Here is a 26823-nt window from a genome sequence, read left to right on the forward strand (position 1 = left end):
TCCTTTTCACCCATCCTACTCCTAGCATTGTAACAAACTCTGACCGTGGAAATAAAATAGAGAGGCTTCAGCCGCGAAGCTGATACCCCTCTAGTCATCTTGTAAATATTAAATATCCCCGTCGCTCCAGAACACATCCCGCCGCTTCGGCCGGGCGAGCAGCTTAATGCCCCCGCCGATCAGCAGCACGGCCACAATCGTCGGCCGAAGGTATTTCTCAATCCGAAGGTGCAAGCGCAGATCGGGGAAGTTCGCATCCAGCACCGGAACGATCAATTCCATCCCGACGAAATACACCCCTAACACAATAAGCACGATACCCAGCCAGTGCTGGTATTCGCCGCGAGTTTGAATCAGCGGATGATCCTCCATCGGTAGGATCCCGTAACGGCTCGTCTGCTGCAGACCGTCAAAGAAGCAATAAAACCAGATGATCGGGATGACAAACAGAAACACGGAAAGCCGCAGCACGTCGATCACATAGAAGCTGCCCAGGAACAAAGCCATCATTTGCAGGCCCCGCTTTTGGAGGCCCAGATACATTTGACCCGCCCCGGGAAAGGCAGACAGGAGCGTCGCCAGTACTTTGCTGCGCCGACCTTCGATTCTACCGGCCTCCCAATCGTCAAACGGGGTCCGATCCACCAGCGGTTCCCCCGCCAACTTCCGGTGTACGAGCTGCACCGCATCAAACATACTGTACAGCCAAATGATCGGCAGCAAACCGAGGAACAGCAAAAATACCGATTCATGCGTAATGCCTGTGACGAAGAACATCATCGTGATCAAGCCAAAAAAGGCGATCAAAAAGGATAATCCCCGCTGCATCAAGCCCAGTTGAAAATGGCCCAAGCCAGGAACGAACGACAGCAGGATCGTAAAGAATTTTTCCGATTCTCTCCCTTCGCCGGACATCTGCCGGACATGCTCCCGGTAAGCCCGTTCCTCCGGCGATTCGCGAAGCATCGTAATGAGCAGGTCGAACATCGAAATCAACCATAAGATAATGGCTGCAATCAAGGTCACCATCGCGAGCTCCCCGCTATCTGCGGCCATCGCAACAACAATGCCAAACAGAAGACCGCCAAAGAACAGAATCGGGTAGGTAATCCCCCTCCCTTTTTTGCCCCAGTACAGATGCCCCACTCCGGGAATGAAATTCAACAGTAAAGCGAGCAGTCGGTTGCGCTCAAACGGCATATCCATCTTCCTTTCCTCCAACTTTTTCTATCAAAATGACCCCTTATCGTTTCCAACTATCCAGCCAACCGGCCGTCGCCTCCATCATTCGTTCGCTCAAGGACGACGCATCCGCCTGATTCATCAAATGATCGGTCTCCGCGGCAATCAAATCGAATAATCCGCTACCCAACAGCAATGCCGTTAAGGTTGCCGCGATCGCATAATGCAGCAGCGGATGCCTGGTCCAAGACTTACGGCTGCCGCCGCGCTCCTTGCTCAGCTTCGCTTGCGGAAGTATCTCCATGATCGCCAGCATATAGGCGGCTTCATCCTCCAAACCAGGAAGCTCGCTTTCCAAAGAGGATAGTGCTGCGGTATAAGCCGCAAAGGCTGCCTCATCCCCTTGCAGCAGCGCATCTAATCGCGCCTCTGTGATGGAATCCAGGCTGCCGCGGATATAGCTCCGCCATAGCTCCAGTTCATCTTGCGGTTGATGACTCATCCCCATTCCTCCCTTGACCAATGCTCGCGAATATAGGCTCTTGCCCGGTACAACCTCGATTCGACCGTTTTCACCGCCACGCTAAGCTCTGCGGCAATTTGCTCATGACTTTTGCCCTCCAGGTAAAATTCCGTAACGATCTGACGATGTCCCGCTGGAAGCCCGGCGATACGTCGGCGTACTTCCGTACTCCGTTCCGCATCGATTAGCCCAAACAAATGGTCCTCTTCCGAATCGGATAGCTGCAAGTCCAAATCTACGGGATCCCATTGCTCTTCCTTGCGCCGATCCCGCTTCCGCTTGATGTCGATCGACTTATTGACGGCGATCCGGGTAATCCAGGTCTTTAGCCCTTGGGAGCGATACTCCGGGAGAGATTTAAAGATTTGCAGAAAGGTTTCTTGTGCGGCGTCCTCTGCTTCCTTGGCGTCATGCAGCACCGAATGGGCTACCCGGTACACATAGGTCCCATATTCCCGGACTAACCAAGGAAAGACGCTGCGGTCTCCCCGCTGAAATCTTTGAATAAACGTCGTTTCATCAATGACTCTCCCCTCCTCCCAAGATATAGACGTCGGTTGTCCGTCCAACCCCTGCACTATTTCTTAAAACGTTTGAATCGACAAAAGTTCTACAATCTCTCGAAAAATCATTATATGTCACCTAACATAACATCAAATTTGAATATTTAATGGTTTTGAAACTGCCCCCATTTTCGACGATAAAGTTGCATTCCTTTGATTCCACTGGATTTAAGCGCTTTATCAAGTCATTAATGCGTTTGTCAATATACATGACATCAAACTATAATTTCACTCAAGTTAACGAATTTCACGTTAAGTTAGATTACATATCGTTAACTAAAATAACATCTTGGAGGTTGATGGAATGAAGAAGTGGACATCTCGAAGTTTGAAAGCCTTATTGGTCACCGGCCTCGCCGTGACCGCGCTGCTCCCCAATCTATATCTCTCTCCGGCTTCCGCAGCCGAAACCGTTACGGGTACCGTGAACTCGACTGAAGCCGTAAAGAAGTTGCCGAAAGTGCAGGTTATCGCTACCGGCGGTACCCTGGCTGGGCAATCCACGGATGAAACGAGTTTCCAAACTTATCGGGCCGGTTCGCTGCCGATCGCTGATCTCGTGGCTTCCCTCCCGAATAAAGATCAAATCGCCGAGGTCTCCACGGTTCAATTCGGCAACTCCGGTTCCAGCGCCTATACGATCGAGCAATTATATGATCTTTCCTTGAAGGTAGATGAAGCGCTCAAAACCCAGGATGGGGTCGTGGTGACCACCGGTACGGATACCATGGAGGAAATCGCGTATTTCCTCGATCTGACCGTACGCAGTCCGAAACCGGTTGTCATTACAGGTTCGATGCGGCCTTGGACGGTCATCGGTACGGACGCTCCAGCTAACCTGTATAACGCGATTAAACTGGCGGCCAGTGGGAAAACGAAATATTTCGGTACCGTGCTGATGTTAAATGATGAATTCCATGCCGCACGCGAAGTCACCAAAACCAACTCTTACCGGACCGATACGTTTATCACTCCAGAAATCGGCGCTTTGGGTTATATCGACGAAAAAACGATCCGCGTATACCGCGCCCCATTCCGCGCTTTGAAATCGGCCGCGACCTGGGCTACCCCGTTCGACTTGAACAAAATCACCAAGAAGGATTTGGTTAAGGTCGAAATCGCCTATTCCTATCAAGAGGCAGGCGCAGGAGCGATCAGCGGATTCGTCGCAAATGGAGCCAAAGGGATCGTTACTGCCGGCACTGGAGCGGGCGGTATTTCCAAAGCGATGAGTGAAGAGCGCAAAGCCGCAATCGAGAAAGGCGTCGTGTTCGTCACGACCACTCGGACCGGCTCGGGCAGCAACTACTCCAGCGGCGACGGTATTATCGCCGGCGACAACCTAAATGCGGCGCATGCCCGAATTCTCTTGCTGCTGTGCTTGTCCTTCTCTAAAGACTTCGATACGGTTCAAAATTGGTTTACTACGGTTGGCTACGGCCAAATCGAGCTTCCAGCCAAATAAGGAGCATGACTCCACATGCAATGCAGCGCGTTCATAGCGAACGCGCTGCTTTGTGGTTTGTCCGATTGACGTGCCTAGCGGGAATCGGTAAGATTTGGGGGGAGGTGTTATCCAACGATGACGTTACTGCTTACTTTAGGCGGGATCATGATGTTCCTCGCTGTCGCTCTTGGCGCCTTCGGCGCGCATGCACTCAAGAACCGGTTGACCGAAGACCGGCAAAAAACCTATCAAACCGGGGTTCAGTACCATATCGCCCACGGATTAGGGTTGATTCTACTGGGTCTAGCCGCAACGCAGCTAACGAGCAAAGGGCTAGTCGTACTCGCTGGCTGGTTCCTGTTTGCCGGGATAGTCCTGTTCTCCGGTAGTCTGTATGCCTTAAGCTTAACGGGAATCCGAAAGCTTGGGGCGATTACACCGCTTGGCGGCGTTTGCTTTCTGACAGGATGGGTGCTCTTCGTCATCGCAGCGGTTCAAGGCTCATGATCGACCAAGAATTAGCGAAGGATTCAACGAGAGGGAGAGGAAGAAACTCTATGGCGGAGAAAAGGTTGATTCTCTTTTTGGATAGCGGCGATACGCTCGTTGACGAAGCGACGGAAGTCCGCGATGACGAAGGGATCGTGTTAAAGGCGGATCTGATCCCCGGTGCGGAGGACATGCTTCGGCAACTGGTTAAACGGGGCTTCACCGTTGCACTGGTCGCTGACGGAAACGCTCAATCGTTCAAAAATATATACCGTCAGCACGGACTCTACGATATTTTTGCGACCATGATCTATTCAGAAACGATCAAAGCGGAAAAACCCAGCCCCCGAATGTTCAAAGCGGCGATCGGTGCGTTGGATTTAAGCGAAGCCGATATCCCGCGGATTGCCATGGTTGGCAATAACCTGGGCCGGGATATTAAAGGAGCAAATGCTTTGGGGATCACGAGCGTGTTCCTGAAATGGACCTCGCGTTATCCGCATACGCCAGCCAGCCCCGAAGAAGAGCCCGACTACATCATCAGCGAACCGCTGGAGCTGCTGGAGCTGGCGGAAACGTTGAATGCCCGGTTATCTGCGGTAAAGAACTAGGCAACTAGTTCCGAACCCATTTCATGACGTGCCAAATGTAAAAAATACCTGCAAAAGTGCAGTTATTTCGGTCGATTTTTATGATTTCGGCGAAATAGATGCAAAAATGCAGGTATTTTTCTTAATACTCGCGATAATCGCGCTTTCTCTCCTAAATAACTGCATTTTTGCAGGTATTCATGAGAATTTAGCCGTTCCTGGGCAAATACCTGCACTTTTGCAGGTTTTGCCGGGATCGCTTCGTCGCGCAGGAAGGCCTCGGCTTTACCGCAAATTTTTCTTACGATGGAATGAATCGAGGCACGTTCAATCATGGATCACGGAATAATTGCTTCCGCGGACGGATTCGCGTACCCCGACAGCGCTCTCTACTCAAACGCGTTCAACCTCACCCGCAAAAAATGATAGATTTCCTCCGCAATGTTCGCCTGGCAGCAGGACTCTAGCCCCTCAAAACCAGGAGAGGAGTTAGCTTCACAAATTTTAAAATGCTCCCCGTCGAATAACAGGTCGATACCGGCAATATCTAAGTTTAACAATCGGGCAGCCTCTAGTGCGAGCCATTCGATCTCCGGAGTCATTTCGTACGGCTCCACGTAGCCGCCACGAGAATAGTTCGCTTTAAAGCTGTCATTACCGGAGCTTCGCTTCATCGCTGCAATGGCGCGGCCGCCGATGGTCAGTACCCGTAAATCCACGCCACGACTGGAGGCTACGAATTCCTGCAGGATCATGGTGGCATTCTCCTTATAGGCGTTGATCATCTCCAGCAAATCGATGAAATTTGAACGATTTTCCGCCAAGAAGACCCCGCTGCCCTGGGAGCCGGAGATCGTTTTGACGACAACTGGAAACCCCAGATGCTTGTCCACCAGTTCGACATCCACTTTGGAACGAATCAACATCGTTTTGGGGACAGGCAGATTGTATTGAGCCAAAATCTGCAGCGTGAATAACTTGTCCTTGACAGTGTCAATGCTTTGCGCCGTATTCAGAGTAAGTACGCCCAACCGCTCTAAATGGCGAATCAGGGCTAAACCGAAGTAATTCGTCCCCGCACCCATGCGCGGAAGCACAAAATCGGGGAGCGGCAGCACTTCGCCGCCGACCATCACGCTCTTTCGATCATCGCGTGTGACGATCAGCTCAAACTGTTCTGGGGCGAATACCCTCACATCGATCCCCTGCTTATTCGCTTCTTCCATCAACCGTTTGATTTCATAGGTTTCCGGCTTTACATCAGTTGCGGAGTTCTTATAAATAATCCAACCTTGCATCGGTATCGTCCTCCCAGGAGAAGATCAAAGTGACTCTTCCCACAGTGTACGAAACCATTTTGTTTCGAGTATGATTTCAAATCGAGATTACTGTAAAATTCGCGCGCACAACAAAAAGAGAGCGCCCCATGAAAGCAAGCACTCTCTTCGTTCGATCAATTATCGCATTCCTCCGCGGAACCGCTGCGCATAGGCTTTGACGTCCTCCGCCGTACGTACGCGGTTGCGGCTCCATTCCAGCAAAATCCGGTCGATATACCGGAAATGTACTTTACCGGCGAATACCGCTTCCTTCAGCGCCAGTAGAATCAGCTCTTCCGGGTACCGGTCCTGGTCCACCCAACCGGATATTGTCTCGCATTCCATCGGTGAAAGCGGACGGGCGAATTCCTTCTCAAAAATCACGAACAGGTTCCGTTCCTGTTCTTCCCGCGCTTCCGGAGCCGCGTCAGCCGTTTTGCGGCTGGCGGCAGCCGGTTGCTGTGCCGCCAGCCACCTCCCCAACCGGTCATACATACCGCTCAAATTATATTGTTCTGAACGGATACCGGTTGTTTCGTCGACTGCTTCGTCGATACTGATCCAGCCTTCCTTCAATAAACCGCGAATGACCGGGGCCAGCATTCCGGGCGCCGTGTCCATCCGCGATTCCAGCTGCCCCAACGATGGGAAATCGTTACGCTCGACTTGTTTGAAGGCAAGCAGCTGGATCAGAAGCATCGCTTCCGTATCGCTTAAACGGAGCTTACGGTAGTGGGCCAACAGTGCGAAAGGCACGTTCACCGTCCCTGTCTCCATTCCGAAAGCCATTCCCTTCGCCCAAGCATTGTTGCCCTCATTCATGGCCATAAATTAAAGCTCACCTTTCAGCGCCAATTAAGGATATAACCGGTACAGGGTCCGTGGGAACGGAATCGTCTCGCGAACGTGATCTAGACCGCAAATCCAGGCGACCGTTCGTTCCAATCCAAGGCCAAAACCGGAATGCGGCACCGAGCCGTATTTGCGGAGGTCCAGGTACCATTGGTACGTTTCCTCCGACAGGTTATGCTCCTTGAAACGTTCTTCCATCAAAGCCGGGTCGTCGATCCGCTGCGAACCGCCGATAATTTCTCCGTAGCCTTCCGGCGCAATCATATCGGCGCACAGGACGACTTCAGGACGGTTCGGATCCGGCTTCATGTAAAACGCCTTGATCCCCGCTGGATAATTCGTAATGAATACCGGCTTCTCGTAACGTTCCGCAATCGCCGTTTCGTGCGGCGCCCCGAAATCCTCGCCCCAAGGAATATCAAACCCTTGCGTATGCAGATATTCGATCGCTTCATCGTAACTGATGCGCGGGAACGGGGCTTGTATCCCTTCTAGCTTGGATACATCGCGGCCCACCGCTTCAAGCTCGGTCCGGCAGTTCTTCAACACCGATTGCACCACATGCGCGATGAAGTTCTCCTGTACCTTGAGGCTCTCCTCATGATCGGTAAACGCCATTTCCGGCTCGATCATCCAGAACTCGATCAGATGGCGACGTGTCTTGGATTTCTCAGCGCGGAACGTTGGACCGAAGGAATAAACCTTGCCCAAGGCCATCGCGGCCGCTTCCATGTAAAGCTGCCCGCTTTGCGTCAGATAAGCGTCTTCCTCGAAATATTTCGTATGGAACAGGTTCGTGGTCCCTTCCGCAGATGTTGGCGTCAAGATCGGCGGATCAACCAAGGTAAACCCGTTTTGGTCGAAGAAATCCTGAATGGCCCGAATAATTTCGGCCCGGATGACCATAATGGCCCGCTGCTTCGAGGAACGAAGCCACAGATGACGATGGTCCATCAGGAAATCGACACCGTGTTCTTTTGGCGTAATCGGATAGTTTTCGGTCAAATGAAGGATTTCGACTTCGGTTACCGTCATCTCATAACCGGATTGGCTTCGCGGTTCTTCGCGAATCACGCCCGTAACGTACATGGACGATTCCTGAGTTAAGCTCTTGGCGTTGTTCCAAGTCTCCTCGGACACTTCGCTCTTGACGACTACCGCTTGAATATAGCCGGTCCCGTCGCGAAGCTGCAAAAATTGAATTTTGCCGCTGGAACGTTTATTGTTGAGCCAGCTGCCGATGACTACGGTTTCCCCGACATGCTCATTCACTTGACGAATCACAGTTTTGACCGCCATGCCTTTATCTCTCCTCTAACGATAACGATATTAATAACACAAAGGTTTAAATTCGCCGTGCTTTACTTCGATTCCTGCACGATGTGCAGCGTATCGCGGGCAATCATCAGTTCTTCATTCGTAGGGATGACCAGAACTTCGACCTTGGAATTCGGAGTCGAAATCCGACGCGGTTCCCCGGAACGGATTTTGTTCAGCTCTTTGTCCAGCTCGACGCCCAAGTAGCTCAAGTTCTCACACGTTTTCTCGCGGACGATTGCCGAGTTTTCGCCAACACCTGCCGTAAAGACGATCACGTCCACGCCGTTCATTGCTGCAGCATACGATCCAATATATTTCCGCAGACGGTATTCGTACATCTCGAAGGCCAGTGTCTCATTCGGTTTACCCGCTTCCCACCCGTCGGTAATATCCCGCATGTCACTGCTGCTGCCGGAGATGGCAAGCAGACCGCTGTGCTTGTTCAACATCGAGTTCACTTCACTGATGGACAGCTCTTCCTTATTCATGACGAAGGTGACAACCGTCGGATCGAGGTCGCCGCTGCGCGTCCCCATCATCAAGCCTTCCAAAGGCGTCAGACCCATCGAAGTATCCACCGATACACCGCCTTTGACCGCGGTCAAGCTTGCGCCATTACCGATATGGCAAGTGATGATCTTCAGATCTTCGATCGGACGGTTCAAATATTCCGCCGCCACTCGGCTGACATATTGATGTGAGGTACCGTGTGCGCCATAACGACGGACGCGGTGTTTCTTGTACAGAACTCTCGGAATCGGGTATAAATACACTTTCTCATCCATGGTTTGATGGAAAGCCGTATCAAAGGCCACCACGTTCGGAACGCCCGGCATATTGGCTTCGGAAGCATTAATCCCCATGATTGCCGGAGGGTTATGGAGCGGCGCCAAGTCGAACAGGCGGCGGATTTCGGCTTTGACTTCCGGTGTGACAAGGGCGGAGCCTTTAAACGCCTCGCCACCGTGCACGACGCGGTGACCCACCGCTTGAATCTCGTTAACCGACGCTAGAACGCCATGTTCCTTGTCCGTTAATTTCTCAAGCACTTTGCGAATCGCCGTCGTATGCTCCAGAATTTCGCTGACTTCCGTCACTTCCTCTTTGCCAGTCGGTTTATGTGTCAAAATCGAGGAATCCATACCGATCCGCTCAACCAGTCCTTTAGCCAAAACCGATTCATCGGTCATATCGTAGAGCTGGTATTTTAGGGAGGAGCTTCCCGCATTAATAACTAACAGTTTCACAGCCGGTCACCGTCCTTATCGTATTTAAAGAAACCTTCGCCCGTTTTTACGCCCAAACTGCCGGCGCGTACCATTTTCTTGAGCACGAAGGAAGGACGGTATTTCAATTCGCCGAATTCGCGGAACATGCGTTCCAATGCGGCCAGTACTGAATCCAGGCCAAAGCGATCGGCCATTTCCAGCGGCCCGTATTGGAACTGGTAGCCCATGCGCATCGCCTCGTCGATCTCTTCTGCAGATGCGACACCTTCACCTAGTACATGCAGCGCTTCATTGATCATAACGCAAATAATCCGGGAAGTAACAAAGCCCGGGGATTCGTAAACCATGATGCCGCGTTTCTCCACGACCTCTTCCACGAAGCGTTTCGTTTCTTCAAACGTGGCATCCGATGTTTTCAGACCGCGGATAATTTCAACCAGATTGATTTTGGCAACAGGATAAATAAAGTGCATGCCGATGACGCGCTCCGGATATTTCGTTCCGCCGGCGATCTCGGTTAAACTGAGCGTTGATGTGTTGCTCGCCAAAATGATGTTGCTTGGACAAACTTGATCCAGCTGAGTGAATACCTCTTTTTTGGCATTCAAATCCTCCGAAATGGTCTCGATCACCATATCGCAGGTTCCGAGTTCGGCAAAATGCGTAACTTTATGGATACGGGATAAGATCAGTTTCTTCTCCGCTTTCGTGATTGCCCATTTCTCGAGCTGTTTATCCAGACTCGTTTCGATCATGCTGTAGGCATGCTCCAATTTATCGGCTGTCTCCTCCACGAGCAGCACGTCAAGTCCTTTAGCCGCTAGCATTTCGCTTACGCCCTGACCCATTGTGCCGCCGCCGATGACACCAATTCGTTTGTAGTTCATGGTCCTCTCGCTCCATCCTTTCATTATCTGTACATAATATGGTTCCCCAGATGTCGAATCATACATCTTCTAACATCCAACATATAATAATATCTTAGCACGAAGAAAAAGTAAAAAAAAATAACCGGCATCATGAATTATGCCGGTAAATCGACGCTGTCACGAAATTGACAACGGAATTGCTCGCCGGAAAGGCGCTCTTCCTTGAATAAGAGATCAAGCGATTTGTCGAAGACTGCAGAATGTTGCTGCAGCATTTCTTTTGTTTTTGCTGCAAGATCGTCCAAAATTCGTGTATTTTCGTTCATCAACACCTCGGTGGTCACCATGTCCATGTTGACGATTCCTAACGATGTCAGGCCAGACGTCATCATCGTGTGCACGATCTTCAAAGCCTGCTCGAAGTCATTGCTCGACCCCGTACTGCGGCCACCGTAATAGATTTCCTCCGCGGCCGCCCCAGCCAAGGCAATCATAATTTGGCCTTCCAAATACGATTTCGTATACAAATACTTCTCATCCTGCGGGTTATGGCGAACATATCCAAGCGCTCTCCCGCGCGGACTTAACGCGACTTGACTAACGCTGCCCGGCGCAACAACCTCAGCGGCAATGGCATGGCCCAGCTCATGAATCGCGACGCGACGTTTCTCTTCCTCGGCGGCCTGTCGGTCTGTCTTCTCGCCCATCAGCACTTTATCGATAGCCATCGATAAATGACCTTGGGTAATTTGATCGACCTCATCCCGCATCGCGTAAATTGCCGCTTCATTCATCACGCTTTCCAACTGCGCGCCGGAGAAGCCATACGATTCCTCCGCGATTTTGTCCAAATTGACGCCCTCTTGCAGCGGTTTGTTGGCCGCGTGCAGTTCGAGGATATGACGGCGGCCCTTCTTATCCGGCAGATCGACTTGAATATGCCGGTCAAACCGCCCTGGACGAAGCAAAGCGCTGTCCAGCATTTCCTTACGGTTCGTCGCGGCAATCAGTAGAATCCGCGGCGTATCGGAGGAATAAATGCCATCCATTTCCGTCAACAGCTGGTTTAACGTTTGGTCGTACTCGCGTTGCTGCCCGCCTTCTCTTTTTCCGCCGATCACTTCGATTTCGTCAATGAAAATAACCGCATTTTCCTTGTTTTCCTTCGCCGCGCGGGTTCTCGCTTCCTTAAACAAATCACGAATCCGACTCGCCCCAACGCCGACATACATTTCAACGAATTCACTGCCCGAAGCCGCGACAAACACGGCATTAGTGTATTGTGCCGCTGCTTTCGCGAGCAAAGTTTTCCCGGTTCCCGGAGGTCCCGTCAGCAAAATCCCTTTGATCGGGCGAATGCCGAACTTGCTGATTTCATCTTGTCGCACCATAAAATCCAGCGCTTCCCGAAGCTCCTGCTTTGCACTTTCCTGTCCGCCGATCTGCTCGAAGGTTAGCTTTGCCAGGCCGCGCTTTTTGCGCTTCCGTTCCCCGGCTGCTCCGATCGTAATCCCGCCGCTGCGCATTTTGATCGCCGTAAACAACGCGCCAAACAGCACCATAGCTACGACAAGCGGAACAACATTAACACCGGTCACTGCCAAGAATACGATAAGGACCGGAATAAATCCGATGGCTGCTTCGATCATCCATTTACGCATTCGGCCATGCCCCCATTCGTTCCGGTGTACGCGGCAAAATAACAAATTTACTGTATTGACCATCCGTCAAAGTAATATAGACGTTTTTCTCGTCCATTTCCGCTGTAGCCGTCAGTTTGTCGTTTTCCTGTTCCATTTGCTTTAGAGCCGCGGTAATTTGCGTATATTGCTTGTTTTCCATCGCTTGCGCGACGGTGAACAACGCGTTCTCCCACAACAGGTCCAATGTCGGAGAAGAATGATCCTCCACGTCTAGCTTCAACGTACGGTTGCCGATTTGGTCTTTCCCGTTCTGTTCAATCTGCCGAACTAGCGCGCCAAGATCGGTCCCCGGCTTTAAACTCAGCTTCAGCGCCAACTCATCAGGTTTGATATCCATTTCGACTTGATTTACACCATCCACACTTTTTACGATATTCTCCAGCGGACGTTCAATCGCCCATTGCCGATACAGGAACCATCCACCAAACAACACAAGGACGGAAATAGCGATGCTTGCAGCAATTGGTCCAATACGCAGTTTCACGTGATGTCCCCCTTATCTATAATAATCATCTCTGTAGTATATCAACCCGTCTATCAAAACTACAAATATGAGTATATCACATCGTATATCAAATATCGAAGGAAAGTGTGAAGATATTTAAAATTTGAAGCTAGCAGTTCTACCCCGAAATGCTACAAATTCTCAAGCATCACTGGCAAGCGGTTGATATTTTCCGCCAGCCACTTCATCTCCCTGGCGAAGCGCGCGGGAGGCGCGCTATGTGGATCCATCTGCCCATGAATCCACCAGACACATTCCATGTACCACAGCATTTGCAGGGATGTCGTTAAGTACCCCGTCTCAAATGGGGCTTCTACCTCCTGTCGATACCCTTCCATAAATGCAGTAGCCAGAGTCAGGTCCAAGTGATCGCTAAACGCACATGACATCACAGCTCGAGCAACATCGAGCCGGGGATAATCATAATTGAAGCGATCGAAATCCAGGACCGCAGCCACAGAACTCTCATTAAACAGCAAATTGTCCATCCAAAGATCCCGATGCGCCCACCCCGATGCAATCTGTTCAAATCGTCCCAGGTCAACGTTTTCCGTTGCAATGCGTTGCGTTTCAATCTCACTCGACAATAAGAGGTTGCCGCTGCGAAGAGCTTGCTCCTGAAGCGTAATCCAATGCTCCAATCGCTCCTCGCGAGCGGGAGGGCAAAACAAGGCGGATTCCTTCCGTCCCAACGTCCCGTCATTAAAAAACCGATGCATTTGGCCTGTGCCCCGTCCTAAATCATAGACTTGATGGATGTTGGCTTGTCCCGGCGGAACCAGTAGTCCCTGACAATACCCCATTACAATGAACTTTTCACCACTGTCCGACTCAAGCATCCTATTCCCGTTCGAGCTAAGAAGCGAAGGGCACGGAAAACCAAGTTCACTTAATCGCATTTGTTGCGATAAGGCCAATTGCAACGTTTCGGGCCGATAGGACTTAAACCGCTCCCTATTATATTGCTTAAGCACAAATTCACCGAAATCCGTGGTAATTTTCCATTTATAATTTAACCAACCTCTTTTAATAGGAATAGCCTGCCGGATTGGACTAGAAAAATGATGGGTAAACGCTTGTTTCAAGTCTTCCCACACCTTATTCTCTTGCCCTGCTGGATCGAGCAACTCCATGCCTTTCCCTCCTTACAAAAAAACGGTCTCGCCATTCAGGCTTTTCGCCTAAACCTCGAAACCGTTTATTAGGAATATTTCTATTTACGACGACCCGTCAGCGATTCGGCAGGGTGAACACTTCCGGTAGCGGTTCGCCCGTTGTAAAACTGAAGAACCGATAATAGTGGTGGTCCTTCTGTTTGTAGAACAGCTGCCAGACCAGTTGGTTATTGTAAATGCCCGGCAGCAGACGGACAACCTGAATACCCGGCAACGTCTGTTTGATGATGGCTCGAACCTGATTCTCGGACTTCCCTTCCGATAGCAATCGCACCTCAGGGTCCTGTCCTTCTCGGAGCCAAACCATCATTTTACGTCCGGATTCGTCTTCCCCCTGCACGACCCAGGTGACTTCATCCCATACCGACTTCCACACCTCGTCTCCCTGGACCAGGTCCGTCTCCTGCTTCGCCTGTTGAACGGCCTCTCTTTCGGCTCTCCACGTATCCTCATGAATGTATAGATAAAACCGGTGGAGACCAAGGAGCACGATCAACAGGATCACGATGGACAGCAGAATCCATTGGGTTCGCTTCCTCAACCTTCTCTTCCTTTCCTATCCTAGCGTATTACCGTGCCAGCAGTCCCTCGAACGCAGCTTGAGCGTCGTGCCGAATACGCTCCTCATCAAGCGTCAGGCAAGCCCCGTGTTTGACGACCTGTTTGCCATTCACCCAAACGTGCTCCACGTCTTTTGGTCCAGCAGAATACACGGTGTGCGAGATGAAATCCGTTCGCGGCAGAAAATGAGCCTGCTCCGTGTTCAAGGCGATGAAATCCGCCTTCATGCCAGCCGCAAGCTTCCCGGTGTTCGGCAAGAAGACCGACTTCGCGCCGTACTCCGTCCCCATCTTGAGTGCTTCTAGAGCCGGAATCGCCGTCGGATCCCCGGATACGCCTTTATGAATCAGCGCGGCCAAACGAATCTCCTCCAGCATGTCCAGGTTATTGTTGCTGGCTGCACCGTCAGTACCCAGCGATACCACCACTCCCTTCTTCAGGAGCTCCGGTACTCTGGCAACGCCGCTGGCCAACTTTAAGTTGCTACCCGGATTATGAGAGACGGTAACGCCATGAGAAGCCAAGACCTCGATTTCCTCGTCCGTCAAATGTACGGCATGGGCGAGCAGCGTCGGGCGGGAGAACATGCCCAGCTTCCGCAGGTGCTCTACCGGGCGAACGCCGTAATCGTTCACGTTCTGCTCCACCTCGGCGCGTGTCTCCGACATATGCGTATGCATCGGTAGATCGAGATCGTGGGCGGCTTGTACGAACTTCTCGATGAAAGCCGGCGGACAGGTATATGGCGCATGAGGCGACATCATCGTCGTGATGCGTCCTTCCGCTTTACCGTGCCAATTCTGGGCAAACGCGATCGCTTCTTTAAGCTTCTGATCCTGCTCTTCCGGCGAGCATAGCCCGATCGCTCCGCGCATCAGTACGGCGCGAATGCCGGATTCCTCGACAACCTTGGCGACTTCGTCCATCTGATCGTACATATCCAAGAACGTGGTCGTACCGCCTTTAAGCATTTCCAGTACGGACAGCGCCGTTCCAGCATAAACGTCAGCAGCGGTAAACTTGGCTTCCATCGGCCACATTTTCTCCTGCAGCCAGGTTTGCAGTACCATGTCATCCCCATAACCGCGCAACAGCGACATCGCCGCATGACCATGGGTGTTAATCAGTCCTGGCAAAAATAACAAGCCTTTGCCGTCAAACGTTTCGGCGCCTTCCACGCCTTCCGGGCGCTCTTCTCCGATATAGGTGATCGAATCGCCTTCAACAAGCATATATCCATGAATCACGGGGCGATTGGTCTCCAGTACGGCAAACGTCCCGTTCTTAATTAACCATTTACGACTCATACGTTGGCTTGTTCCTTTCCATCCTCCAGATAATATGCCAAGCTAAGCAGGTCTGTAGTGAAATCGGCCGCATGAATCCGCACTTCCGACGGCACCTTGAGAATCGTTGGCGCGAAGTTCAGGATGGCTCCGATCCCGGCCGCAACCAGCTCGTCTGCCACGCGCTGGGCTTCTGTGTCAGGTACCGTAATGATCCCAATACGGATATTATTCGCTCGTACCGTAGCTACCAGCTCCTCAATCGGTTGAATCGTGATGTTGTTGATTTGGGTACCGATCTTTGCTGGCGATGCGTCGAACACGGCGACGATTTTCATATTATCCTTCAAATAAGCATTATAATTCGAAAGGGCTTGCCCTAGATTACCGGCACCGACTAACGCCACGTTAATTTGCTGGTCCAGGTTGAGAATCTGTTGAATCTTCTCGATTAGGTAAGCCACGTCATAGCCGATCCCCTTCCGACCGAAATCGCCGAAATACGCTAAATCCTTGCGGATTTGCGCGGGATTCAGATCCAACTTCTGGCCCAGCTCCTGCGAGGAGACCGTGGGGACCTCCCTGCGGCTGAGTTCGTTCAAGAAACGCAGGTAAACCGGCAGTCTGCGGACGACGGCGTCCGAAATTTTTTCTGACTTCATGCTTCGTTTCCCCCTATTCTTCAATGCGATCAATAAAGCGGTTTAGGCTTCGGGATTCAACCATTCCGAGATGCGAGGTACCATTTGATTCATCGGCATATGCTCCATCTTCGGTCCGGGCAAAGAGTATAAAAAATACTTCCCATAGTAAGACTCCAGGATACGGGTATCATAAACGATTACGATGCCACGATCCTGCGAGGAACGGACGAGTCGCCCGAATCCTTGCTTGAAGCGGATAACCGCCTGCGGGACGGATAACTTCATAAATGGGTTTTTCTTCTCCCGCTGCAGCCGCTCACTCTTGGCTTCCACCAGCGGATGGTTCGGCGGTTGAAAAGGCAGCCGCACGATCGCTAAACTTGTCAGCGCCTCGCCGGGGATATCTACCCCTTCCCAGAAACTGCTCGTCCCCAGCAGCACCGATGCATTTTGACCCTGGAAGCGCCGAGTCAGCTTGGAACGGCTACCGCTGTCCATCCCTTGCCCGATGACGGTGATCCCCTGCGCCGAGAGCAACTCTTTCAGCGGGTCATACACCTGTCTCAGCATCCGGTAGGACGTAAACAGCACCAGCATGCGGCCTTGCGTAGCCACCGCGGAATCTGCCAACGACTGCACCAACGTGTTAATGAAGTGATCATCTCCCACGCTGCCCTTTACGCTCGGAAAATCACGCGGAATGACTAAGAGTGCCTGGTCCCGGTAATTAAACGGAGATGGCAACATCGACGTAATCAACCGTTCCTCTTCCGCCGCCTCCGTCAGACCCAACTGCTCGATCATATATTGAAACGACTTATCGACTGACAATGTCGCGGAAGTCATAACTACGCTTTTTTTCCGATCGAAGAAAAATTCCTTCAACTGGGCGCTAACGTCAATCGGCACCGCGTACATTTGCAGCGAGCGGCTGCGGTAATTCCCGTTGGCTTCCATCCAATAAACCGTGTCTTCGCTTTCCAGCTTCATGAAAAACCGCAGTGATTCCCGTTCTCCAGCTAAATCCTTAAACAAGCCGCTGATATCGGTAAGCAGGCTTTCCGCAGCATAATCATCCTGCTCCTCCCGAATCTCGGACAGGAGACGATCCCCTTTGCGAAGCACGTCGCCCAGACCCACGTAAATCTGGTTTTCGAGCGCGGTCAGTGTCTCCCAATCCTTCGGCTTTCGGGTCGGCAGCAGCCGATATACGAATTGCCCCGGATCGCCGGGGGCCGCATCGCTGCGATCCGGCATCAAGCTGAACAGCAGCTCGCTGAGCTTGTCCCAGCTCTCTTTCACATCCACCAACGTTGGGTAGATGCCATCGATCACTGCGCACCATTCCGCAGCTTTCTCCGCGGACGACGCATCTATCGAGCTCCGAAGATTAGCCAACTGCCCTGTCTTGCTGTCTTTAAACAACCGGGTCAGCGTATGGACCACCGTAAAGTATTTCATATGAATGCCAAGATGCTTGCCGGCCACATCTTCCAAATGATGCGCCTCATCGATGACCAGCCGCTCATAGCCTGGTAGCAGCTGGTGCCCGGCCTGAATGTCCGTAAACAATTTAGAGTGGTTCGTGATGACCACGTCCGCTACTCCGGCTTCGTGTTTGGCACGATGATAGAAGCATTTGCGGAACCAGGGGCAGGATCGGCCTAAGCAGGATTCCGATTCACTGGCTACCGTCTCCCAGAAGTCGCCGCCGCGGTTTCCGAGATTCAACTCTTCATCGTCGCCGTTTTCCGTTTGTGTCAGCCACACAACCATTTGCGCGGCCGTCATCACCTCTTCTTTAGGTGTTGCGAAGTCTTTTCTATTCATTTTATGTTCAAATTTGCGCAAGCACAAATAATGCTGCCTTCCTTTAAATACGGCTGCGCGGAAAGGAAAAGGCACGACTTCCGTCAATAGCGGCACGTCGCGCTCCCGCAGCTGCTCCTGCAGGTTGATGGTATGAGTGCTGACCATTACCTTCTCTTCATTCTTTACACTGTGGTAAATGGCCGGCAGGAGATATCCCAAGGATTTACCGGTCCCCGTTCCGGCTTCGACCAGCAGATGCTTGTCTTCCTCGAAAGCCCTCATGACCTCATTCAGCATCATGTTCTGGGCTTCTCGCTCCTCATACTGCGGCAAACGCTCTCGCAGCCGTTCCCGAACCTGTTCCATGAACTGCTCGAACGTCACATCCGCCAGCGGATTTCGATCCGAACTGTCCCTTGGCGCTTGAATGTCCAGCCAATCCTCCACCTGCAGGGCGAATTGACGATAGTACACGAAACCATCTTCGCTTGGCATCGCCTCGCGTTCCTTCTCCTGCGTCATCGCATCGAAAAACCAGCCCAAATCGCTGTCCTCGCCTGCAAACAGATCGGCCAGACGCTGCAAAGTCAACAGCGGCAGCTGCGCGCATTCCTCCACACATTTCAGGAAAATGAGTGCCGTCGCCAGCGCATCGCTGTCCGCCTGATGCGGCCGATCATGCTCCACTCCAAACTCCGCCGCCACCAGCCCGAGCTGATAGGAAGTAAGCGAAGGAAACAGGATTTTCAAGAAATCCATCGTATCCAGAATGCGGCCGGTAAACGGCAAATAGCCTGTTTTGTCCAAAGCGCTCTGCAAGAAATTAAAATCGAATGCAACATTGTGCCCGACCAAGACGACGTCGTTTAGAAGCGGAACCATCTCCACCATCACTTCGTCTAGCTCCGGCGCATCCTTGACATCTTCCTCTGTAATTCCCGTCAATCCCGTAATAAAAGGAGGGATCGGAACACCTGGTTTCACGAAGGAACGATACACCTGCGATATCGTCTTATCCGGTTCTATAATGGCAAGTCCCACTTGAATAATTTCATCGGAGGACTGGTTACCCGTCGTTTCAAAATCAAGCACTGCGTATTTCATTGCTATTAATTGTCCCTTCATTCCAGTCTCTTTACAGCATAACAGAAGATAACCGATTTGAAAATTAATACAAACGGGATCTGTAATAAAAATCACAAAACAAAACAAGCGATGCGCCGCTTTAAGCGGAATTTCGCATCGCTACATGATTCAAGCCGTAAATAAGTGCGTTCAATCGGAATGAGACCTACAATAAGGAAGTCAGTTCCGGACTGTAATGCAATTTCCCCGTGCTGTGCGTGCAGGCCTCCAAATTGGCCAGTGGCTCGGGCAAGGACGGATCGCTGTGATGAGCCAACTTGAAGTACTCTTTTGCTTTGGTAAACACACCTTTTTGCGCCTCAATGCATCCGAGTGCGTTGTAAATGATGGAACGAAGCCGTTTGTTCGTCGCCTTCTCCAATACCAGCCAGAAATGCTTCGCGGCTTTGTCGATTTGCTCCAGGTGCAGATGGCACATTCCCATGTAGGTCTGGGCGAGCACACTGTCAGGAAACTGCTGCATGACCTGCTCAAATTGGGACAATGCCTGAGGAAACATCAGCAGTTTGTAATACCCTTGCCCTTTGATAAAAACGGGGTCATCCAATTCAGGAAGATCGGGCGTCTCCCTGGATGCCAGGCTCCCAAACGCATGGCGCAAATATCCCATTTTCTCCTCGAAGCATAACCACTCCTCGATGATCCCGTCGCTCATATGCTGAAGCAGGCTCCATTTCTTAGCCAACTCCAGCTTTTGAGCGTTACCGGCCAAGGGATATTTCCGTGTGATTTCGTCCAACATCTCATTCATTTCCGCAAACACATGCTGAAACATCATTCGCATCCCCCCAAACGAAAATGAAATCAGTCCGAGCCTTACGTTCATTTTTTGTTTCGAGGACCGTTTTCATTCCCGCAGGGAGGAATTACACTTTTTTGAAGGCTTTATTCTGACTTTGGTAACTGTGGCGGATGCCGCAAGTTGGGGTCCTCAGCGGGTCGGGGGTTGGAGGCGTATGTTCCTTTGTTCCCCAAGGTGTGCGATACCGCAAGAGCTAAGACGCGAATTGTATGCGAAAAATCGAGTACATTTCGGCGTCTTCGGTGATTCTGACAGAATGTATTCGAAATATCATGCATAACTGTACGTTGGAAGGGCGATGTCCTGGGATCTGTATGAAAAACCGAATACATTACGGTTTTTGGTTCATTCGCGACAATTTGCATATGAAAAATCGAATACAATTTGGCGTTTTCGATGATTCTGACGGAATGTATTCGAAATATCATACATAATTGCGTGTTGGGAAGGCAATGACCCGCAATCTGTATGAAAAACCGAATACATCACGGTTTTTGGGTCATTCGCGACAATTTGCATATGAAAAATCGAATACAATCAGCGAGCGACGTTGACCAGGTGCGTAGCGTAGCTGGAGGCTATGTGAGCACACGGAGGGCCCGGCTGAATTCAAGATTCGACGCCGAGCCCTCCCCTAAGTCCACTTCGTGATCCGAAGATGACTTTATGAACTACCTTATTTTAGCGGATCATGGCGTGAAGTTCTTGGTGCGCCTTCTCCACCGGCTTATTGTTCTCGTCAACGAACACAACCGTTGGTTTATGGCTGCGTACCTCTTCCGCCGATAGTTGGGCGTAAGAAATGATGATGACACTATCGCCCGGCTGCACAAGACGTGCTGCCGCGCCGTTCAAACAAATGACGCCGCTTCCGCGAGGCCCCGGAATCACATAAGTCTCCAGGCGGGCACCATTGTTATTGTTTACGATTTGCACTTTCTCATTCTCCAGCAGATCAGAAGCCTCCATCAATTCCTCATCAATCGTGATACTGCCGACGTAATTCAGATTTGCTTCCGTCACCGTCGCGCGGTGAATTTTCGATTTCATCATCGTTCTATACATCAGTCGTTCACCTTCTTCGTTAAGATAACGTTATCGATCAGCCGAGTCTTGCCAAATTTCACGGCAACCGCAATCAACACGTCGCTCTGTCGTCCGGCAACATCAAGCCGGTCTCCGCCCGCCAGCGGGGACAGTCCCGGAAAATCGGCAATCTCCACATAATCAATCACGGCCAGCGGTTCAGCTCCAATCGAATCGCGCAGTTCGGCGAGCACCTCTCCTGCGGTCACGTTGGCTTCCGCATTTGCCTTAGCCTGAACGGCCAGCAGGCTGCGAGACAGGACAAGTGCGGCCTGCCGCTCTTCCGCACTCAGGTATACGTTTCGGGAGCTAAGGGCAAGGCCATCGGACTCACGCACAATCGGACAAGGAACGATCTCAACATCAAAATTCAAGTCCAACACCATCTGCGCGATGACCGCCACCTGTTGGGCATCTTTTTGCCCGAAATAAGCCCGGTCTGGCTGCACGATATGCAGCAGCTTGCCAACGACGGTCGTAACGCCGTCAAAATGACCCGGACGCGACGCCCCGCACAAGACGTCCGTTAAATCGGCAACCTTAATATTCGTTCGCGTCGGTTGGGGATACATCTCTTCAACGCTGGGTAGAAAGACAAAATCTACGCCCTCCCGCTCGGCCAAGGCCAGATCTTTCTCGGGATCTCGGGGATACCGCTCAAAATCCTCATTAGGGCCGAATTGGATCGGGTTAACGAAAATGCTTAGAACCACCAAGTCGTTCTCCGCCCGCGCTTTGCGCAGCAAGCTGGCATGCCCCTCGTGCAAAAATCCCATCGTCGGCACGAGCGCGATCTTGATTGGTTTTCCATTCCTTGCCGCTGTGAACCGCGCTTCCTTCAACTGTTCACGAAGCGGTCGTATATTTGTAAAGGTCATCATGACCGGACTTCCACCTTTCCTTTACCGTACAGCGTACCCAGGGATTCCTGCACGCTTTGATCCGCACGGAAGACATGCTCTTCCGCCGGGAACGAACGATTCTTGACATCGGCCACGTATTCCGATATGCCGCGACGCACCTGTGCTCCGAGGTCGGCATATGTTTTGACGAACCGTTTGTCCCGGTAGTCTGCGGTATATTTCAAGACGTCATGGTAGACCAACACTTGGCCGTCACAGCCGCGCCCTGCCCCAATACCGATCGTCGGAATGGACAACTCCCGGGAAATCGCCGTTGCCACCTCTTCAGTAACCAGCTCCAGCACAACGCCAAAGGCGCCGGCGCGTTCCAGCGCTTTGGCATCGTCCATTAGCCGCTTGGCATCCGCAGCGTCCTTGCCCTGCACCCGGTAACCACCGATCTGATTGACCGATTGCGGCGTCAAACCGATGTGCCCCAGTACCGGAACACCTGCTTGCACGATAGCCTGAACGGCCCCGGCAATCTCTGCGCCACCTTCCATTTTGACAGCGTGAGCATGGCCCTCCTGCATCAAACGGCGGACGTTCCGCAGCGTTTCGTCGATGCTTCCGTGATAGGTCATAAACGGCATGTCGGTGACAATGAACGTATGCTGCGCTCCGCGTGCAACCGAACGGGAATGGTAAACCATGTCGTCCAGCGTTACGGGAATCGTCGAGTCATACCCGAAAACCACGTTGCCCAACGAGTCCCCAACTAGCAGCAGATCCGCCCCCGCCTCCTCGGCCAACTGGGCCGACGGATAGTCGTATGCGGTGATCATGGCCAGCGGGATGCCGTCCTGCTTCATCTTTTTCATTTTTACGATATTTAAAGCCTGTTTACCTGCCATTTGATCCATCTCCTTCGGTTTAGGGGGTGTGCGAACCTTGAAAAAACGCGCACAACAAAAAAACCTTTTAGTTTGGCACTAAAAAGGTCCGAAGTCCAAAGAAGAGTTCATTCCTCGTTCTTCTGTCTCGGTCCTTCTTACGGCTCAGAGCAGAATCCAACGCAACTTGATCGTGGCTGTTCATGTCGTCATCCGACAGTTGAACATTCACTTTACATACCTCCGACGAGCGCCCGGAGTGCAGTTCGGATCTTTACCGATACCGCCTCCTGTGCTCAGTATAACAAATTACGTTTTATTTTTCATCCGCCAAGTTGTACTTCTCCAGAGAAAATCGTGAAATGTTTGCCATCTTGATCCAACAGCAATAAGGCACCGCTAGGATCCAAGCCGGTTGTCGTACCTTTTAGCACCCCATTCGGGGTATGAACGGCAATCTCGCGGCCGAGTGTTACCGACAGCGCCTCCCACAAATGCCCCACTGGCGCAAACCCTTCCTGCGTATACAGCTCGTAAAGCTGCTCCATTTCAGTCAGGACTGCGCCAATAAGTGCGGTCCGATCGATTCGGCGTCCGCTCTCCAGCGACAAGGAGGTGGCGATTGCCGTTAGCTCCTGTGGAATATCCTTCGCCTCCAAATTTACGTCAATACCGATGCCGGCAACAGCAAAACGGATCAACTCGTCTTCGGCGACCGATTCAACGATGATGCCGCACAGCTTTCGCCCGCCCACCAAGATATCGTTGGGCCATTTGATTCCGGCATCTACGCCGCCAACTTTGCGCACGGCGCGGCACACCGCCACCGCCGCAAGTAAGGTCAATTGCGGTGCGATCGATAAAGGCTGCCGTTCCGGTCGCAGCAGCAGGCTCATCCAAATTCCCTTGCCGGGAGGCGAATACCAACGCCGGCCTTGACGCCCGCGCCCGGCTGTCTGCTCTTCGGCAAGTACCAGCGTGCCATGCGGTGCCCCTTCTTCCGCCAGCTTACGAACCTCCTCCTGCGTGGAGGGAGTTGATTCCAGCAGCTTCAGTCTCCGCCCGAACATGCGGTTTCCTTGCAGCGCATGCAGCAAGCCGGTTTGGCTCAACTTGTCCGGCTGGCGAATCAGCCGATATCCTCGCCGCGGCGCCGACTCGAATTCATAACCTTCCTCGCGCAGCTTGGCAATTTGTTTCCACACTGCCGTCCGGCTGATCGATAGTCGGCGACTGAGCTCCTCGCCGGATATATATTGCCCCGGATGCTCCAGGAGCATGTCAATCAATCGAGTTGCTTCCATTTTCCTTCCCCCCCGTTTCGACATGTTGAAGAAGGGTCTGCCGATCATTGGGCAGCTCACCTGCGGCAACCGCAAGCAGCAGTTCCCGCAACAGCTCGCTAAGCCAAGGGCCGCCTTTGCGGCCGGCGGCTTGCAGCACTTCGCCGCCGCTGACGGCGAGCTCCTTCAGCGTGTGCACGCGCACCTCGCGGTGCCAACGGGCCGCGTTGGTCAACACGGCCTGGCCGGCCTGCCGCCATGCGTCGTCGCCCGAGGCCGCTTGCAGCACCGCCTGCTGGCGGCGCAGCCACAGCCCGGCGGTCTCGCGGCCGAACGCGACCTGCAGGCCGATCCAGCCGCGCCGCTGCTCGCGCTCGCCCGGCGCCCCGGTCTGGATGGCTTCCCACGCCTCGTCAAAGCGGACGATCCCAGCCGCCTCCTGGGCGGTCTGGTTCGGGAACGTCCAGCTTTTGAGCAGCAGGGAAGCCGCCTCGCCCGGGGCGCCTAGGGCTTGCAGCAGCAGCGACCAGCGCAGCGCCGGCGGCGCGGGCTCCAACAGCGGCAGCGCGCCCAGCAACGCGCGGCGTGGCGGCTCGCGATGCAGCAGGCGCTGCGCCAGCGCCGCTTCTGCGCCGAGAGCCTCGCCGCCCGCGTCCGCCACCGCCTCCGGCTCGGCCGGTCCCTGCGCCGCTTTCGCATGCCGCAGCAGCCCGCTGCGTTCAAGCAGGGCCAGCCCGCGGAGCGGGTCCGGGCCCTGCAAGATCTTCTCCAGCTCCATACGCACGCGTTCCGTCGCGATATAACCAAGCTTGTCCCTGCCATCAAGGAGCGCCTTCCACAAGCTCTTGACTGGGCGGAAGCCAAACGTCGAAGCAAACCGGACGGCTCGCATCATCCGCAGGGCATCCTCCTCAAACCGTTCTTCGGCAACGCCAACACAGCGGATCAGCCCACGCTCAATATCAGATCGGCCGTCAAACGGATCAATCAGCTCCCCATCCAGCCCACGGGCGATGGCGTTCATCGTAAAATCGCGCCGCCGCAAATCCTCGGCAACCGCATCCACAAACTCCACCGAAGCCGGACGACGGTGATCCGCGTAATCCGACTCCTTGCGGAACGTCGTCACCTCAAACGCCTGACCTTCCATCAACACTGTCACCGTGCCATGTTGAATTCCCGTCGGAACCGTGCGTTCAAACAGGCGAACCACCTCGTCCGGTTTGGCCGAGGTGGCGATATCCATATCGTGGACCGGACGCCCCATCCATTCATCGCGAACACAGCCCCCGACGAAAAAGGCCTGGTGCCCGCCATCCCGCAAGACGCGCAGCACGTTCTCCCCTTGCACCAGCATGAGGGGGTCAACCTGACTCCAACGAATCGTCTCGATTGCGGACACCTCCCTTCCAATAAACTATAATCTATCGTAATCCATACGGCACAACAAGCGCAGGGCACCTAGCCCTGCGCCGATTCTGTCTTTAGGTTCCCTAGCCCTCTCGCCAATTCAACTCTAGCTGCAAGCCGGATTCAAAGTTGGCAGCTGACGATTGAGCACACGGTAATAAATCTCTTCATAAGCCGCCGTCGTCATCTCGCTGCTAAATTGCGTTTTCGCCCGGTTCAAGCAAGCTTCGCGTATCCGTGCAGCTAGATCAGGGTCCTGCAGCAGCGCGATGCAGTGCTCCGCCATCTGCTTCGTATCGCCGATCGGGGCGAGGAACCCCGTTTCTCCGTGGGTCACCAGTTCCGGAATCCCGCCGGCGATCGAGCCGACCGTCGGCACGCCGCAAGCCATCGCTTCCAGGGCGACCAGGCCGAAGCTTTCCTTCTCCGACGGAAGCAGCAAGACGTCAGCCATTGAAATGACATGGGCGATATCATCCTGTTTGCCGAGGAAATGCACCCGGTCGGCGAGGCCAAGATCCTTGATTTTGCATTGGATCTTGGGCAACTCCGGCCCTTCACCGACAAACAGCAGTTGGGACGGAACCTGCTCGTTCACTTGATGAAAAATATCGACGACATCGCTGACCCGTTTCACCGGTCGGAAATTCGAGACGTGCATCAGCACTTTCTCGCCTGGCGCGGCAAAATCCATCCGGCAGCTCTTCGCGTCCCTTGGATAATATACCCTTTCGTCAACGAAGTTGTACGTCAAGTCAATATCCCGGGTGATGTCCAGCACTTCCCGGGTTTCCCGCATCAAATCGCGCGAGACCGAAGTCACAGCGTCGCTTTCATTAATTGCCAGCCGAATCAAATCCTTCAGCGATTCGTCTTGCGCCAATACCGTAATGTCTGTCCCATGCAGCGTCGTTACGACCTTTAACGAGTCGCCTACCATCTGTTTGGCGAGGAATGCGCAAACGGCGTGCGGCACCGCATAGTGCACGTGGAGAATGTCCAGGCCTTGCGTTTTGGCTACCGTGGCCATTTTGGTCGCTAGGGACAAATCATAGGGCGGATAACGGAAAACGTAGTAATCGCTAACCTCAACTTCATGGTAAAAAATGTTCTTATGGTAACTCCCTAAACGAAAAGGAACGCTATGCGAGATAAAATGGACTTCGTGGCCCTTTTCCGCCAGCAATTTTCCCAGCTCGGTGGCCACAACCCCCGAACCGCCCAAGGATGGATAACAGGTGATGCCGATTTTCAAAAATGGTTCCATATGGTGGGGGCCTCCTTTGTTGTTG

The 26823-nt window shown here is 52.7% G+C and carries 25 protein-coding genes; 3 read left to right on the forward strand and 22 right to left on the reverse strand.

Features of this window, described 5'->3' with window-relative positions:
• Positions 1 to 108 precede the first annotated feature (108 nt).
• From IM700_RS07185 to IM700_RS07195, 3 genes are read right to left on the reverse strand one after another with little or no spacing between them, the layout of a single operon-like run.
• A complete protein-coding gene (locus tag IM700_RS07185; protein WP_155605561.1) occupies positions 109 to 1200 on the reverse strand; it encodes a hypothetical protein in 1092 nt (363 codons plus the stop codon).
• 43 nt (positions 1201 to 1243) lie between these two features.
• Positions 1244 to 1684 carry a hypothetical protein gene (locus IM700_RS07190; RefSeq protein WP_193416022.1) on the reverse strand — a complete coding sequence of 147 codons (441 nt, stop codon included), beginning with the start codon at positions 1682 to 1684 and terminating at the stop codon, positions 1244 to 1246.
• The gene (locus IM700_RS07195) at positions 1681 to 2283 is read right to left on the reverse strand and encodes an RNA polymerase sigma factor (protein WP_193416021.1); all 603 of its coding nucleotides are present in this window, start codon (positions 2281 to 2283) and stop codon (positions 1681 to 1683) included. Before IM700_RS07195 ends, IM700_RS07190 begins: the two co-directional genes overlap by 4 nt.
• Before the next feature lie 289 nt (positions 2284 to 2572).
• Here IM700_RS07195 and IM700_RS07200 point away from each other — a divergent pair, with 289 nt between their 5' ends.
• The 3 genes from IM700_RS07200 (at position 2573) to IM700_RS07210 (ending at position 4815) form a co-directional block, all read left to right on the forward strand.
• Positions 2573 to 3733 (forward strand): asparaginase, encoded by a 1161-nt coding sequence (locus IM700_RS07200; protein ID WP_193416020.1) that lies wholly within the window; start codon positions 2573 to 2575, stop codon positions 3731 to 3733.
• Positions 3734 to 3850: 117 nt separating this feature from the next.
• Positions 3851 to 4222, forward strand: coding sequence for a DUF423 domain-containing protein (locus IM700_RS07205; protein ID WP_193416019.1), 372 nt, complete (start codon positions 3851 to 3853; stop codon positions 4220 to 4222).
• Between the two features lie 50 nt (positions 4223 to 4272).
• Positions 4273 to 4815: an HAD family hydrolase gene (locus IM700_RS07210; RefSeq protein WP_193416018.1), complete on the forward strand. Its 543-nt coding sequence runs from the start codon at positions 4273 to 4275 to the stop codon at positions 4813 to 4815.
• 368 nt (positions 4816 to 5183) lie between these two features.
• On the opposite strand, the gene IM700_RS07215 is transcribed toward IM700_RS07210, so the two are convergent.
• From IM700_RS07215 to bshA, 19 genes are all read right to left on the reverse strand, one after another.
• Positions 5184 to 6092 (reverse strand): ATP-grasp domain-containing protein, encoded by a 909-nt coding sequence (locus IM700_RS07215; protein ID WP_193416017.1) that lies wholly within the window; start codon positions 6090 to 6092, stop codon positions 5184 to 5186.
• Positions 6093 to 6251: 159 nt separating this feature from the next.
• Positions 6252 to 6941, reverse strand: coding sequence for a DnaD domain-containing protein (locus IM700_RS07220; RefSeq protein ID WP_193416016.1), 690 nt, complete (start codon positions 6939 to 6941; stop codon positions 6252 to 6254).
• 27 nt (positions 6942 to 6968) lie between these two features.
• The gene (asnS, locus tag IM700_RS07225; protein ID WP_193416015.1) at positions 6969 to 8264 is read right to left on the reverse strand and encodes an asparagine--tRNA ligase; all 1296 of its coding nucleotides are present in this window, start codon (positions 8262 to 8264) and stop codon (positions 6969 to 6971) included.
• A gap of 62 nt (positions 8265 to 8326) precedes the next feature.
• Positions 8327 to 9532 carry an acetate/propionate family kinase gene (locus IM700_RS07230; protein ID WP_193416014.1) on the reverse strand — a complete coding sequence of 402 codons (1206 nt, stop codon included), beginning with the start codon at positions 9530 to 9532 and terminating at the stop codon, positions 8327 to 8329.
• Positions 9529 to 10401: a 3-hydroxyacyl-CoA dehydrogenase family protein gene (locus IM700_RS07235; RefSeq protein ID WP_193416013.1), complete on the reverse strand. Its 873-nt coding sequence runs from the start codon at positions 10399 to 10401 to the stop codon at positions 9529 to 9531. Before IM700_RS07235 ends, IM700_RS07230 begins: the two co-directional genes overlap by 4 nt.
• 137 nt (positions 10402 to 10538) lie before the next feature.
• A complete protein-coding gene (locus IM700_RS07240) occupies positions 10539 to 12044 on the reverse strand; it encodes an AAA family ATPase (protein ID WP_193416012.1) in 1506 nt (501 codons plus the stop codon).
• A complete protein-coding gene (locus tag IM700_RS07245) occupies positions 12037 to 12570 on the reverse strand; it encodes a hypothetical protein (protein WP_193416011.1) in 534 nt (177 codons plus the stop codon). The genes IM700_RS07240 and IM700_RS07245 overlap by 8 nt, the downstream gene beginning before the upstream one ends.
• Positions 12571 to 12722: 152 nt before the next feature.
• Positions 12723 to 13724, reverse strand: coding sequence for a phosphotransferase (locus IM700_RS07250; RefSeq protein ID WP_193416010.1), 1002 nt, complete (start codon positions 13722 to 13724; stop codon positions 12723 to 12725).
• Between the two features lie 97 nt (positions 13725 to 13821).
• Entirely contained in the window at positions 13822 to 14307 is a 486-nt protein-coding gene (locus tag IM700_RS07255; RefSeq protein ID WP_155605317.1) for a cell wall elongation regulator TseB-like domain-containing protein, read from the reverse strand.
• Positions 14308 to 14335: 28 nt separating this feature from the next.
• Positions 14336 to 15634, reverse strand: coding sequence for an amidohydrolase (locus IM700_RS07260; RefSeq protein WP_155605318.1), 1299 nt, complete (start codon positions 15632 to 15634; stop codon positions 14336 to 14338).
• The gene (locus IM700_RS07265; protein ID WP_272491425.1) at positions 15631 to 16299 is read right to left on the reverse strand and encodes a redox-sensing transcriptional repressor Rex; all 669 of its coding nucleotides are present in this window, start codon (positions 16297 to 16299) and stop codon (positions 15631 to 15633) included. Before IM700_RS07265 ends, IM700_RS07260 begins: the two co-directional genes overlap by 4 nt.
• Before the next feature lie 18 nt (positions 16300 to 16317).
• Positions 16318 to 19173 (reverse strand): ATP-dependent DNA helicase DinG, encoded by a 2856-nt coding sequence (gene dinG / locus IM700_RS07270; RefSeq protein WP_193416009.1) that lies wholly within the window; start codon positions 19171 to 19173, stop codon positions 16318 to 16320.
• Between the two features lie 187 nt (positions 19174 to 19360).
• Positions 19361 to 19993, reverse strand: coding sequence for a tetratricopeptide repeat protein (locus IM700_RS07275; RefSeq protein WP_306433133.1), 633 nt, complete (start codon positions 19991 to 19993; stop codon positions 19361 to 19363).
• A 705-nt stretch (positions 19994 to 20698) separates the two neighbouring features.
• A complete protein-coding gene (gene panD, locus IM700_RS07280) occupies positions 20699 to 21082 on the reverse strand; it encodes an aspartate 1-decarboxylase (protein WP_155605320.1) in 384 nt (127 codons plus the stop codon).
• The gene (gene panC / locus IM700_RS07285; RefSeq protein WP_193416008.1) at positions 21082 to 21984 is read right to left on the reverse strand and encodes a pantoate--beta-alanine ligase; all 903 of its coding nucleotides are present in this window, start codon (positions 21982 to 21984) and stop codon (positions 21082 to 21084) included. Before panC ends, panD begins: the two co-directional genes overlap by 1 nt.
• A complete protein-coding gene (panB, locus tag IM700_RS07290) occupies positions 21981 to 22859 on the reverse strand; it encodes a 3-methyl-2-oxobutanoate hydroxymethyltransferase (protein ID WP_155605322.1) in 879 nt (292 codons plus the stop codon). Before panB ends, panC begins: the two co-directional genes overlap by 4 nt.
• A gap of 302 nt (positions 22860 to 23161) precedes the next feature.
• On the reverse strand, positions 23162 to 24142 hold the full coding sequence (locus IM700_RS07295) for a biotin--[acetyl-CoA-carboxylase] ligase (RefSeq protein WP_193416007.1): 981 nt from the start codon (positions 24140 to 24142) through the stop codon (positions 23162 to 23164).
• Entirely contained in the window at positions 24120 to 25478 is a 1359-nt protein-coding gene (locus IM700_RS07300) for a CCA tRNA nucleotidyltransferase (RefSeq protein ID WP_193416006.1), read from the reverse strand. The genes IM700_RS07295 and IM700_RS07300 overlap by 23 nt, the downstream gene beginning before the upstream one ends.
• A gap of 159 nt (positions 25479 to 25637) precedes the next feature.
• Entirely contained in the window at positions 25638 to 26798 is a 1161-nt protein-coding gene (gene bshA, locus IM700_RS07305; RefSeq protein ID WP_193416005.1) for an N-acetyl-alpha-D-glucosaminyl L-malate synthase BshA, read from the reverse strand.
• Between the last annotated feature and the right edge of the window lie 25 nt (positions 26799 to 26823).

The sequence above is a fragment of the Paenibacillus rhizolycopersici genome, from assembly GCF_014947195.2.
Lineage (GTDB): Bacteria > Bacillota > Bacilli > Paenibacillales > Paenibacillaceae > Fontibacillus > Fontibacillus rhizolycopersici.

Coding starts and splice junctions, on each gene's coding strand:
- IM700_RS07275 (WP_306433133.1), bottom strand. CDS start 19,993: ATGATGTTTCAGCATGTGTTTGCGGAAATGAATGAGATGTTGGACGAA.
- IM700_RS07260 (WP_155605318.1), bottom strand. CDS start 15,634: ATGAGTCGTAAATGGTTAATTAAGAACGGGACGTTTGCCGTACTGGAG.
- IM700_RS07220 (WP_193416016.1), bottom strand. CDS start 6,941: ATGGCCATGAATGAGGGCAACAATGCTTGGGCGAAGGGAATGGCTTTC.
- IM700_RS07240 (WP_193416012.1), bottom strand. CDS start 12,044: ATGCGTAAATGGATGATCGAAGCAGCCATCGGATTTATTCCGGTCCTT.
- IM700_RS07185 (WP_155605561.1), bottom strand. CDS start 1,200: ATGCCGTTTGAGCGCAACCGACTGCTCGCTTTACTGTTGAATTTCATT.
- IM700_RS07215 (WP_193416017.1), bottom strand. CDS start 6,092: ATGCAAGGTTGGATTATTTATAAGAACTCCGCAACTGATGTAAAGCCG.
- IM700_RS07190 (WP_193416022.1), bottom strand. CDS start 1,684: ATGAGTCATCAACCGCAAGATGAACTGGAGCTATGGCGGAGCTATATC.
- asnS (WP_193416015.1), bottom strand. CDS start 8,264: ATGGCGGTCAAAACTGTGATTCGTCAAGTGAATGAGCATGTCGGGGAA.
- IM700_RS07205 (WP_193416019.1), top strand. CDS start 3,851: ATGACGTTACTGCTTACTTTAGGCGGGATCATGATGTTCCTCGCTGTC.
- dinG (WP_193416009.1), bottom strand. CDS start 19,173: ATGAAATACGCAGTGCTTGATTTTGAAACGACGGGTAACCAGTCCTCC.
- IM700_RS07300 (WP_193416006.1), bottom strand. CDS start 25,478: ATGCTGGTGCAAGGGGAGAACGTGCTGCGCGTCTTGCGGGATGGCGGG.
- IM700_RS07210 (WP_193416018.1), top strand. CDS start 4,273: ATGGCGGAGAAAAGGTTGATTCTCTTTTTGGATAGCGGCGATACGCTC.
- panD (WP_155605320.1), bottom strand. CDS start 21,082: ATGTATAGAACGATGATGAAATCGAAAATTCACCGCGCGACGGTGACG.
- IM700_RS07250 (WP_193416010.1), bottom strand. CDS start 13,724: ATGGAGTTGCTCGATCCAGCAGGGCAAGAGAATAAGGTGTGGGAAGAC.
- IM700_RS07295 (WP_193416007.1), bottom strand. CDS start 24,142: ATGGAAGCAACTCGATTGATTGACATGCTCCTGGAGCATCCGGGGCAA.
- bshA (WP_193416005.1), bottom strand. CDS start 26,798: ATGGAACCATTTTTGAAAATCGGCATCACCTGTTATCCATCCTTGGGC.
- IM700_RS07235 (WP_193416013.1), bottom strand. CDS start 10,401: ATGAACTACAAACGAATTGGTGTCATCGGCGGCGGCACAATGGGTCAG.
- panB (WP_155605322.1), bottom strand. CDS start 22,859: ATGGCAGGTAAACAGGCTTTAAATATCGTAAAAATGAAAAAGATGAAG.
- IM700_RS07200 (WP_193416020.1), top strand. CDS start 2,573: ATGAAGAAGTGGACATCTCGAAGTTTGAAAGCCTTATTGGTCACCGGC.
- panC (WP_193416008.1), bottom strand. CDS start 21,984: ATGATGACCTTTACAAATATACGACCGCTTCGTGAACAGTTGAAGGAA.